At 71.0% G+C, this 10,875-nt stretch carries 11 protein-coding genes; 4 read left to right on the top strand and 7 right to left on the bottom strand.

The window, feature by feature from the left end; translation table 11 throughout:
* Positions 1-391 precede the first annotated feature (391 nt).
* From AB0I89_RS11010 to AB0I89_RS10990, 5 genes are all read right to left on the bottom strand, one after another.
* The gene (locus AB0I89_RS11010) at positions 392-1,132 is read right to left on the bottom strand and encodes a hypothetical protein (protein ID WP_357123673.1); all 741 of its coding nucleotides are present in this window, start codon (positions 1,130-1,132) and stop codon (positions 392-394) included.
* The gene (locus tag AB0I89_RS11005; protein ID WP_357123670.1) at positions 1,123-1,662 is read right to left on the bottom strand and encodes a hypothetical protein; all 540 of its coding nucleotides are present in this window, start codon (positions 1,660-1,662) and stop codon (positions 1,123-1,125) included. Before AB0I89_RS11005 ends, AB0I89_RS11010 begins: the two co-directional genes overlap by 10 nt.
* A 101-nt stretch (positions 1,663-1,763) precedes the next feature.
* Positions 1,764-4,112: a sodium-translocating pyrophosphatase gene (locus AB0I89_RS11000; protein WP_357123667.1), complete on the bottom strand. Its 2,349-nt coding sequence runs from the start codon at positions 4,110-4,112 to the stop codon at positions 1,764-1,766.
* A 322-nt stretch (positions 4,113-4,434) separates the two neighbouring features.
* Positions 4,435-4,872, bottom strand: a complete 438-nt coding sequence (locus tag AB0I89_RS10995; protein WP_355049271.1) for an ATP-binding protein — start codon at positions 4,870-4,872, stop codon at positions 4,435-4,437.
* A complete protein-coding gene (locus AB0I89_RS10990; RefSeq protein WP_355049272.1) occupies positions 4,869-5,225 on the bottom strand; it encodes an STAS domain-containing protein in 357 nt (118 codons plus the stop codon). Before AB0I89_RS10990 ends, AB0I89_RS10995 begins: the two co-directional genes overlap by 4 nt.
* A gap of 131 nt (positions 5,226-5,356) precedes the next feature.
* Here AB0I89_RS10990 and AB0I89_RS10985 point away from each other — a divergent pair, with 131 nt between their 5' ends.
* From AB0I89_RS10985 to AB0I89_RS10975, 3 genes are all read left to right on the top strand, one after another.
* Positions 5,357-7,699, top strand: coding sequence for a DEAD/DEAH box helicase (locus AB0I89_RS10985; protein ID WP_357123663.1), 2,343 nt, complete (start codon positions 5,357-5,359; stop codon positions 7,697-7,699).
* Between the two features lie 99 nt (positions 7,700-7,798).
* Entirely contained in the window at positions 7,799-8,002 is a 204-nt protein-coding gene (locus AB0I89_RS10980; protein WP_357123660.1) for a hypothetical protein, read from the top strand.
* A 196-nt stretch (positions 8,003-8,198) separates the two neighbouring features.
* Complete coding sequence (locus tag AB0I89_RS10975; protein WP_357123657.1) at positions 8,199-8,777, top strand: hypothetical protein; 579 nt, start codon at positions 8,199-8,201, stop codon at positions 8,775-8,777.
* Positions 8,778-9,038: 261 nt separating this feature from the next.
* Here AB0I89_RS10975 and AB0I89_RS10970 read toward each other — a convergent pair whose 3' ends face one another.
* Positions 9,039-9,323, bottom strand: coding sequence for a hypothetical protein (locus AB0I89_RS10970; protein ID WP_357123654.1), 285 nt, complete (start codon positions 9,321-9,323; stop codon positions 9,039-9,041).
* Between the two features lie 286 nt (positions 9,324-9,609).
* On the opposite strand from AB0I89_RS10970, the gene AB0I89_RS10965 reads away from it, so the two are divergent.
* Positions 9,610-9,801 carry a hypothetical protein gene (locus AB0I89_RS10965; protein ID WP_357123651.1) on the top strand — a complete coding sequence of 64 codons (192 nt, stop codon included), beginning with the start codon at positions 9,610-9,612 and terminating at the stop codon, positions 9,799-9,801.
* Positions 9,802-10,467: 666 nt separating this feature from the next.
* Here the strand turns inward: AB0I89_RS10965 and AB0I89_RS10960 are convergent.
* A complete protein-coding gene (locus AB0I89_RS10960; RefSeq protein ID WP_357123648.1) occupies positions 10,468-10,680 on the bottom strand; it encodes a hypothetical protein in 213 nt (70 codons plus the stop codon).
* Positions 10,681-10,875 lie beyond the last annotated feature (195 nt).

The following is a 10,875-nucleotide window of genomic DNA, read 5'->3' as shown; positions in this document are numbered from 1 at the left end:
CGCTCTCGACCCCGCCGTGGCACCGGCGGTCCGGATGTCCAACGTAACGCGCCGTCCGCGTTTCGGGTTTCGCGGGCGGCAATCCGCTGCGGCGCGGCGGTCGAATCCCGCCCGCCGTGCTCGACACTGCCGGACGGCGCCACCGTACACCGTGGGTAGGCCTCGGAGCGGGTCACTGTGACGATGGCAGGGCCTCAACCAGCCCGTCCAACCCCAGTTGTCCAACACCAGACACCTCACCCCCGCCCCGCCCCCGCCCCCACCCCCCGCCCCTCCCGCTCACGTCGATCATGGGGTTGTGGTGGGCGTTTAGACCCCGAAGGAGAGGTACGTCCACCACCACAACTCCATGATCGACGCCGGTGAGCGGGGGCGGGGGCGGCGGGGGCGGTTAGGGCCAGGCGTCGGGCGGGGCTGCCGCGGGCGGGGCGCCGACCAGTTCGGCGAGCCGCGCCAACCGGCGTCGGCCGGTGATCCGGTACGCCGGGCCACCCTCGTCGGGGCCGAGCAGCGTGCCGGCCAGGCCGGCGGCGGCGAGAGCCGCGCCGATCGCCTCCCAGCACCGCTGGTCACCCGCGCCGAGGCGCAGCAGGAAGCCGCCGGGCGGCTCCGGCGTCCCTGCGGCGGCGAGCCACAGCCGCAGCCGCCGGCCGGTCAGGTGGAAGGCCGCCGGAGGACGCTTCGCCGGGCCGTCCAGCCAGGCGACCGCGAGCGGCTTCAACAACCGGGTGTACGACGTCCGCACGGCGTGCCGCTGGTCCTCGGTCGGCTCCCAGCTCGCGGCCAGCCCGCGCAGCGCCAGTTCGGCGACGAGCACGTGCACCCGCCAGGCGGCGTCCACCCGCACCGCGAGTCGGGCGGTGCCGCCCATCCGGACGACCTCCCCCGGCCCGGCGAGCAGCCCGGCCAGATCGGCGACCGCCGGTTCGGCGGCCTCCGCGCCGAAGAAGACGAGTTGCCGTCCCGCGTCGTCGGCGCGGGTCGGCGCGGGCGTGGTCGACTCGGAGCGGTCGGAACCGCCGCGCCGCCGGCTCGGCGCCGGGTCGGCCCGCGACGGGTCGGGCTCGGGTACGGGGAACAGCGCCGGCAGCGACTGCGCGGCCGGCGTGTCACCGAGCCCGTTCAGCGACACTCGGGCACCTCGTCGAAGGCCTGTTTCAGCTCCTCGGAGTTGAGCTTGCTGGTGTCCAGCGCGCTGGCGTCGTACTCCTTGTTCAGGGTGTCGACGGCGGCCCGCACGCCGTCGTAGAAGGCGGCGGGCTCGCCGGTGCCCAACCCCTCGATGGTGTCCCGGGCGCGGCCGTAGGCGTCCCGCATCTTCTCCAGCGACCCCCGGAAGCCGGCGGAGATGGCCTCGCCGTTGTCGGTCTCCGGGACGCCGGCCTGCTCGACCTTGCGGCGCGCGGTCTCGCTGGCCTGTTCCGCGCCGCCGAAGAGCCGCACCAGGTTCTCCTTGGCCTGCGCCGGAGTGGTCTGCGCCGTCATCTGCTGATCGGTGCTGCTGGTCAACTTGCTGATCTCGGAGCGCCACGGCGTGAGTGCGCCGCAGACCGAGGCCGCCCAGGCCCGTGGGCTGGGCCCACCGCAGCCGGTGAGGACGACGACGAGCGTGGCCAGGACCACCGTGAGCTTTCCGACGGCAGACGTCCGGCACGTACGCATGCGTTGCAGCGTACGACCTTCGGCCAGGTGTGGCACCGGTCCGGATGGCCGGGGTCCCCGCCCGACGGGTGCGTCGAGCGGGGACCCCGGTGCCGCCGGTGTCAGGCGTTGACGATCTCCGGACGGTGGTCGGCGCTGCCCGCGCCGGTGTCGGAGTCGTCCATCGCGATGCCCTTGCGCTTGCTGAAGACCACCGACGCCACGATGATCAGCGTCGCGACCAGCGCGATACCAACCCGCAGGCCGACGTTGCGGTCGTCACCGACGCTGTAGGCCACCACGGCGGGGGCGATCAGCAGCGAGACCAGGTTCATCACCTTGATCAGCGGGTTGATGGCCGGGCCGGCGGTGTCCTTGAACGGGTCGCCGACGGTGTCGCCGATGACCGTGGCGGCGTGCGACTCGGAGCCCTTGCCGCCGTACGCGCCGTCCTCGACCAGCTTCTTGGCGTTGTCCCAGGCCCCACCGGAGTTGGACAGGAACACCGCCATCAGCGTGCCGGCTCCGATCGCGCCGGCCAGGTAGGAGGCGAGCGCCCCCGGGCCGAGGCCGAAGCCGACCGCGATCGGCGCCAGGATGGCGAGCAGGCCGGGGGTCATCAGCTCGCGCTGCGCGTCCCGGGTGCAGATGTCGACGACCTTGCCGTACTCCGGACGCTGGGTGCGGTCCATGATGCCGGGCAGCTCACGGAACTGCCGGCGGACCTCCATGACGACCGCGCCGGCCGAGCGGGACACCGCGTTGATCGCCAGCCCGGAGAAGAGGAAGACGACCGCCGCACCGATGATCAGTCCGACCAGGTTGCGCGGGTTGGCCACGTTCAGCGAGTTGAGGATCTCGGTGCCGACGTCGCCCACGCCGGCGTCCGCGTACGCGGTCCGCAGGGTGTCCGTGTACGAGCCGAACAGCGCGGTCGCCGCCAGCACCGCGGTGGCGATCGCGATGCCCTTGGTGATGGCCTTGGTGGTGTTGCCGACCGCGTCCAGCTCGGTGAGGATGCGCGCGCCGTGCTCGTCGATGTCGCCGGACATCTCCGCCACGCCCTGGGCGTTGTCGGAGATCGGGCCGAAGGTGTCCATGGCGACGATGACGCCGACGGTGGTGAGCAGGCCGGTGCCGGCCAGCGCCACCGCGAACAGCGACAGCGTGATGGAGCTGCCGCCGAGCAGGAACGCCCCGAAGACGCCGGCGCCGATCAGCAGCGCCGAGTAGACCGCCGACTCCAGGCCGACGCTGATGCCGGCGAGGATGACGGTGGCCGCGCCGGTCTGCGAGCTCTTGCCGATGTCCTGCACGGGCCGCTTGTTGGTCTCGGTGAAGTAGCCGGTCAGTGCCTGGATCGCGGCGGCGAGCACGATGCCGATCACCACCGCGCCGATGGCTACCAGTCGCGGGTTGCGGTCGACGTCGGTGAGGCCACCTTCCAGGTCGGCGAAGGTCGCCGGCAGGTACGCGTACGCGGCGATCGCCACCAGCACCGCGGAGATCACGGCGGAGATGTAGAAGGCCCGGTTGATCGCGGTGAGACCGTTGCGGTCGGAGGCGCGCAGCCGGGTGATGAAGACGCCGACGATGGCGACCAGCACGCCGATGGTGGAGATGATCAGCGGGAAGACCAGACCGTCCTCGCCGAAGGCGGCCCGCCCGAGGATCAGCGCGGCCACCAGCGTCACCGCGTACGACTCGAACAGGTCGGCGGCCATGCCGGCGCAGTCACCGACGTTGTCGCCCACGTTGTCGGCGATGGTGGCGGCGTTACGCGGGTCGTCCTCGGGGATGCCCTGCTCGACCTTGCCGACCAGGTCGGCGCCGACGTCGGCGGCCTTGGTGAAGATGCCGCCGCCGACCCGCATGAACATCGCCAGCAGGGCGGCGCCGAAGCCGAAGCCCTCCAGCACCGTGGGCGCGTCACCCCGGTAGACCAGGACGACCAGCGCGGCGCCGAAGAGGCCGAGGCCGACGGTGAGGAAGCCGACCACGCCGCCGGTCCGGAAGGCGATCTTCATGGCGGCTTCGCGGCCACCCTGGCGCTCCCGGGCGGCGGCGGCCACGCGCAGGTTCGCGCGGGTCGCCAGCCACATGCCGGCGCCACCGATGGACGCGCTGAACACGGCGCCCACCACGAAGAAGAGCGAGCGGCCGAGCTTCACGGCCATCTCGCTGCCGTCGGTGTCGTGCACCGGCAGCAGGAAGAGCAGCACCACGGCGACGACGACGAAGATCGCCAAGGTGCGGAACTGGCGGAGCAGGTAGGCCGAGGCGCCCTCCTGGACCGCCCCCGAGATCTCCTGCATGTTGGTGGTGCCCTTGCCGGCGGCCAGCACGGTCTTCGTCAAAGCGGCGGCGAAGACGAGCGCCACCAGCGCGATGACCGCGGCGATGACGACGTACGTGACATTGCCTCCGGTAAGGGAAAGCCCGCCGCCGTCGGCGGCCAAGGTCTCGGACATCTGTGTCCTCCTGTTACCGAACACTCGCGTCGACGGGTGGAGACGCACCGGTCGACGCCTGGATGCGGACTCGCAAGCGCGCGCCAACCCACCCCAGCGGACCAGCGATGACCACCCATACCCGCTGGCTGCGGGTTGGATCACTTGCTGACAACCCGGGTACTGTAGCCCTCCACAGTGTTCGAGGTCACACCGAGGTGGCACCGTGTCTCGATGATCTTCGTCGCTGTGTTATGAAACGAAATCTGATATAGGGCCCGATCCATGACGACAAGGCCGCCTCCCCGGCGGGGACACGGCCTTGTGCGCAGTCGTTCCGAAGTCAGCGCCCGACGGGCCACACCATTCGCACCTCGGTGCCGATGCCCTCGTCGACCGGGCGCACCTGCAGGTCCTCCACGAAGCCCGCGAGCAGAGCGAACCCGACACCCGTGGTCAACGCCTCGTCGGTCAGCGACTCGTCGGCCAACTCGTCCGGCGGCAGCGCCGCCAGCCCGATGCTGGCCTCGATCGGCGCCCGGTCCACGACCCGCACCGCGTACGTGCCGCCGTCGGACATCTCCACCAGCACCGGATCGGCCAGGCCGTACTGACGGTGCAGCGCGACCGCCCGGGTGCACGCCTCACCGATGGCCAGGCGCACCTCGTCCAGCAGGTCCTCGCGGACACCGGCCCGTCGGGCGACGGCCACGCCGACCAGTCGGGCGGTACGCACGTGCACCGGGGCCGGAGAGAAGGAGAGCCGGACCGTCGCCATCACGCGTTGGCGCCGCTCGGGCCCGCGCCGGCCGCCGCCTCGACCGTGGCGTGCAGCGGGAACACCTGGTCCAGCGCCGTGATCCGGAAAATCTTGAGCAGCGGCTCCTTGTCACAGACCAGGGCGAACGAGCCGCCGGCCGTGCGCAGCCGCTTGTGCGCGCCCACCAGCACGCCCAGCCCGGTCGAGTCGAGGAAGTCGACCCGCCCGAGGTCCACGATCACGTGCCGGGCGCCGCCGTCGATCAGCTCGAGGAGACGTTCGCGGAGCCGGGGCGCGGTGTAGACGTCCACCTCACCGCCGACCTCAAGCACCGTGTGCTCGCCCACGGTGCGCGTCGCCAGCGACAGCTCCATCGGTCCTCCTCGCCAGAGCCGTAAACTCTCCTGGGCATCTAACCACTACCGCCGGGACACCCTGCGGTCACCGGCGGCGGCTTTCCCTTACCCCGGGGCCCGGCTTTTCATCTCCGAACACCAGTGCGAGAGTGCAGGACGTGACTTCCTCCCCGCCGGTCGACCTGCTGCGCCGGCTGCGCGCACGGGGCGCGGGCGACCCGGTCACCCACGTCGAGCGGGTGCCCGCCCGCGTCGGGGTGCCGGCGCCGTGGCCGGCGTGGGCGCCTACGGAGCTTCGGGCGGCGTTCGACCGCCGCGGCGTGGTCGCGCCCTGGCAGCACCAGGCTGAGGCGGCCACCCTGGCGTACGAGGGCGGCCACGTGATCGTCGCCACCGGAACCGCGTCCGGCAAGTCCCTGGCGTACCAGCTCCCGGCGCTCGCCACGCTGCTCGCCGACCCCCGGGCCACCGTGCTCTACCTGGCGCCGACCAAGGCCCTCGCCGCCGACCAGCTGCGGGCCGTCGTCGGCCTGGAGCTGGAGGGGGTACGCCCCGCCACCTACGACGGGGACACGCCGCGCGCGGAACGGGAGTGGATCCGCCGACACTCCCGCTTCGTGCTGACCAATCCGGACATGCTGCACCACGGCGTCCTGCCCGGCCACGCCCAGTGGTCGGGGTTCCTGCGCCGACTGGCGTACGTGGTGATCGACGAGTGCCACACCTACCGGGGTGTGTTCGGCTCGCACGTGGCGCACGTGCTGCGCCGGTTGCGCCGGCAGTGCGCGCGCTTCGGGGCCAGCCCGGTGTTCGTCCTCGCCTCGGCCACCTCCGGCGACCCGGCGACCGCCGCCGCGCGACTCACCGGACTGCCGGTGACCGCGGTCACCGAGGACACCTCGCCGCGCGGCGGGGTGACCTTCGCGCTCTGGGAACCGCCACTGCTGCCACCGGACTCGGGCTCCTCCTCCCCGGTCCCCCCGCAGGCGACGGGCGACCACGACGACCTTCGTCAGGTCCGCCGGTCGGCGCTGCGCGAGACCGCGGACCTCCTCGCCGACACGGTCGCCGAGGGGGTACGCACCCTCGCGTTCGTCCGTTCCCGCAAAGGCGCCGAGGTGGTGGCGGCCAACGCGCGGCGGGCGCTCGACGACGCCGTGCCCGGGCTCGGCGACCGGGTGGCCGCCTACCGGGGCGGCTACCTGCGCGAGGAGCGTCGCGAGCTGGAACGCGCGCTGCTGCACGGTGACCTGCTCGGCCTGGCCTCCACCAACGCGCTGGAGCTGGGCGTGGACCTGGTGGGGCTGGACGCGGTGTTGATCTGCGGCTATCCGGGCACCCGGGCGTCGCTGTGGCAGCAGGCGGGCCGCGCCGGGCGTTCCGGCCAGGAGGCCCTCGCGGTGCTGGTGGCCCGGGACGACCCACTGGACACCTACCTGGTGCACCACCCGGAGGCGATCTTCGGTGCGCCGGTGGAGGCCACGGTGCTCGACCCGGCCAACCCGTACGTGCTGGCCCCGCAGCTGGCCTGCGCCGCCGCCGAGGCGCCGCTGACGCCGGCCGACCTGGCGCTCTTCGGCGACGGGGCGAAGGAGGCGGTGGACGAGCTGGTGGCAGCCGGGGCGCTGCGACAGCGGCCCACCGGCTGGTACTGGCGACACCGCGAGCGCCCCGAGGTGGACCTGCGCGGCGAGGGCGGCGCACCGGTCGTCGTGGTGGAGTCGTCGACCGGCCGGCTGCTCGGCACCGTCGACGGCGGCTCGTCCCACTTCCTGCTCCACCCCGGCGCGGTCTACCTGCACCAGGGCGTCTCGTACGTGGTCGACGATCTGGACCTCGCCGACGGCTGCGCGTTGGTGCACGTCGAGGAGCCGGACTGGTCCACCCACGCCCGGGACGTCACCGACCTGTCCGTGGTGTCGGTGCGCTCCTACGTCGACGCCGGGCCGGTCGGGATGTTCCTCGGCGAGGTGGACGTCACCAGCCAGGTGGTGTCGTACCAGCGGCGCAGGATCGCCACCGGCGAGGTGATCGACACCCGACCGCTGGACCTGCCCGCCCGGGAGCTGCGGACGGTGGCGGTGTGGTTCACGCTGTCCGAGCGGTCGCTGACGTCCGCCGGGGTGCAGCCGGCCGACGTGCCGGGCGCGCTGCACGCCGCCGAACACGCCGCGATCGGCCTGCTTCCGCTGATGGCGACGTGCGACAGGTGGGACATCGGCGGCCTCTCCACCGCCCTGCACCCGGACACCGAGGCGCCGACGGTCTTCGTCTACGACGGGCACCCGGGCGGCGCGGGCTTCGCGGAGCGCGCCTACGGGACGGCGTCGGCGTGGTTGCGGGCCACCCGCGACGCGATCGCGGAGTGCGGCTGCGAGACCGGCTGCCCGTCCTGCGTGCAGTCGCCGAAGTGCGGCAACGGCAACAACCCTCTCTCGAAGCCGGACGCGATCCGGGTCCTCGACGTGGTGCTGGGCAATCTGCCCTCCTGAGCCACCTTGCATGAATCCCGGTGGCACTGGGCACAATGGTGTGGGAGCGCTTCCATCGATGCTTGTGTTGTATTTCGCCCCCGCGCCCGAGGAGAAGTTGTGGCCGACACGATCGCTGAGACCGTCGACCTGCTCTACACCATCGACCAGGAACACCTCACCCTCGACCAGCAGATCGCGCTCGGGGCCGCGCTGGCCGCGTTGGCTCAGGCCGAACGGCTGGAGCAGATCAACGAGCGACTGCGCGGCATCCACCAGGTGCTCAACACCTGGTCGTTGCGGTCGACGGTGGACGGTCGCTGAATTCGCGCGTGACCGGTCCGGCCGGGCGGACCGGTCAGGCTGGGCCAGTCGGGGCGAGCTGGTCGGGGTGGGCCGGGGTCGGGGTGGCCGGTTCGGGGTGCGCGGGTTGGTCGGGTGGGTGAGCCGGATGAGCGTGGGCCGACGGGGGTTGCCCGGCTGTGCGAGACTCCGGCGCGACACCCCCTGAGGAGATCAGATGCAGCTCGACAACTTGCAGACCCTGCAGCAGTTCCACATCCGCCAGCGGCTGCGGATGATGGTCAACCAGTACGAGGTCCGCGCGGTCGCGCCGGACGGCAGCGAGGGCGAGCTGCTGGCCTTCGCGCAGCAGAAGCGGCTCGCCTTCAAGGAGCAGGTGACGATCTACACCGACGACTCCAAGCAGCAGCCCCTGCTCGGTTTCAAGGCCCGCCAGCGCATCGACCTCGGCGCCACGTACGACGTCACCGACGCGGCCGGCAACCCGATCGGCCTGTTCCGCAAGGACTTCGCCCAGTCCCTGCTCCGCTCCACGTGGCACGTCGAGCAGGCCGGCCTGCCGCAGGTGACGGGTCAGGAGCGGAGCCTGCCGGTGGCGCTGCTGCGCCGGTTCGTCGACTCGCTCTCCTGGCTGCCGTACCACTTCGACTTCCTCGCCGGCGGCCAGCCCGTCTTCTCGGTGGTCAAGAAGTGGGGCCTGCGCGACAAGTACGTCGTCGAGGTGCAGAACCCGCAGATCGACCGCCGCCTCGTCATCGCCATGGCCGTCGCCCTCGACGCGCTCCAGGCTCGCTGACGCACCCGACCGGCACATCGACCACCCACCCCTCGGCTCCGCGGGCCGGGGCAGGGCTCGCAGCTTGGGCCCGCACGCGCGAACTGGACCGCCTCGGTTGCACCTCCGCCGGGGCGGTTCGCCGTTGGATGACCACCCCAGCCTTCATGACGTACACCTCGCGCTTGGCGGTGGCGTTGCCCCTCGGATCGAGCACGTACCCGGTGATCCAGATCCAGTCGTGGTACGGGTCGGGCTCGCCGACCGACACGATGCGCAGCATCAGCGCCCGGTTCCCGGTGAACTGCGGCGAGCAGGCCGCCCCGACCAACACGACGTCTGCCGGCTCCACGACAGCCACCCGAGGAACCGGCGGTACACGGCGTCGGCGGGAGCCCAGGTCATGTCCTGCGTAGCCGCCGTCAGGTGCGACCACATGTAGATGCGGAGGGCTATCGGCGAGGCGGCGTACTCGTCCAACAGCTCCAGGCGGCGGGTGGAACAGGGCCAGGGTCGTTCGCACACCTCGCACAGCCACAACGGGAGCACCGGACCGTGCGTGGTCATCAGCTCTCACCCGGCCAGTGACCCCGGTTGATCGGGATCTTGTGCCTGGCCCGACAGGGCAGCTCGTTCCCGCACTTGCAGACGTTCCGCCACTTGATCCACGACCACACCGGCTTGTGCCTGCGAGCCAGGGTCATGGCTACGGCCGTCAGATACTCCGCAAAAGTGACACGACGACGGGTCATGTGTCCATGGCACCACAGGGGGTTGTACGAGGGCAACCCTCCAAGGCGTTGCCCCACCCGGTTCCGTCTGATGCAATTCCCAAGGATCCTACCGTCAGGTTATGGAGTTGCTTGGGCTGGACGAGATCCGCGACTTGCTGGGTGGGATCAGCAAGCAGCGCGCCACGATCATCGTGGGCCGCAAGGGGTTCCCCGACCCGCTGGCCACCTTGAGCATGGGCCGCGTCTGGGATGGCAAGGCCGTGCGAGCGTGGATCGCCAAGAACCGTCCCACTCCGGCTGACGAAGACTGACCGGGCAGGCACCACCTGCCCGGTCATCCGCCACACAATTTACCGACGCCACCACCGGAACAGCTCGGATACGGCCTTCACGATCGGGGCACGGTCTTTGGAGTCAGCACCCCTCAGGGCGATACCGGCCACGATGACTTTGCCGGCTACCGGAAGCCCCACGACTACCACAGCGACCAGCGGACTAGCTGCGGCGATGGGTTCGATGCTGGACAGTCCCACTGCTTGCCTCTCCTCACTCTGGTCGAGTGAGGCGCACAGGGCTCAGCTCGACCAGTACGCAGACTGGTGAAGCCGAGGTCCTGCGCCGACTGAGCAAGATCTCAGATGTTGCTTGGCACCTTCGAGGCACCGATATATAGGGGGGCACTACTACGTCCGTTTATAAGGAAAATCTGACCCGGCGAACGGCCTGTCGGCTGACCGCGCCAGGGCGCAGGCTGCCGCAGTGAGCAGCAATTCACCTGCGCACTCCTTGTCCCGAAGAACAGCCCTCCAGGGGGCGCATCCTTCAGGGGAGACGTCGATGAGTGTAGCTGAATGCGCAACACGCTCACTGACCAACACCCCCTATCCGTGTGTATGGGAGGTACTGGCTAAGGGTGTTCAGTTCACCGCAGAGACGACGAGGGGCACGGTCGGGGGCACCCGGTCGCCCCGGCATGGTCAGTACGGCTGCACTTTGATCACGCAGTCGAGGAACATGGCGGACGGCGAGCCGGACGGTGGCTGCACTCGGTATTTGGCCGTGAAGGTGTCGGTACCCGCCGACAGCCCTTCGACGAAGATCTCGACGGAGGACCGCCCGACTGCACGTGTGCCGCTACTAGTCGAGCCTTCACCGATCGACAGGCTGTCGAGATCGCCCGAAGCCTGCATTACGGCGCTCCAGAGCCATGGGGCAAAGATACCGGGAAGTCCTCACGTCGACAGACCGAGAAACGCGGCCGGTCGAGGCGCAGAACCCGCAGATCGACCGCCGCCTCGTCATCGCCATGGCCGTCGCCCCCCGACGCGCTCCAGACTCGCTGACGCGCCCGACCGGCGCCCTCCGGTCGTTCCTTGGCCATTGGC

It is taken from the genome of Micromonospora sp. NPDC049801 (assembly GCF_040656575.1).
Lineage (GTDB): Bacteria > Actinomycetota > Actinomycetes > Mycobacteriales > Micromonosporaceae > Micromonospora.
The sequence above is the reverse complement of the archived record's forward strand: the minus strand, read 5'-3'. Positions and strand labels throughout refer to the sequence as shown.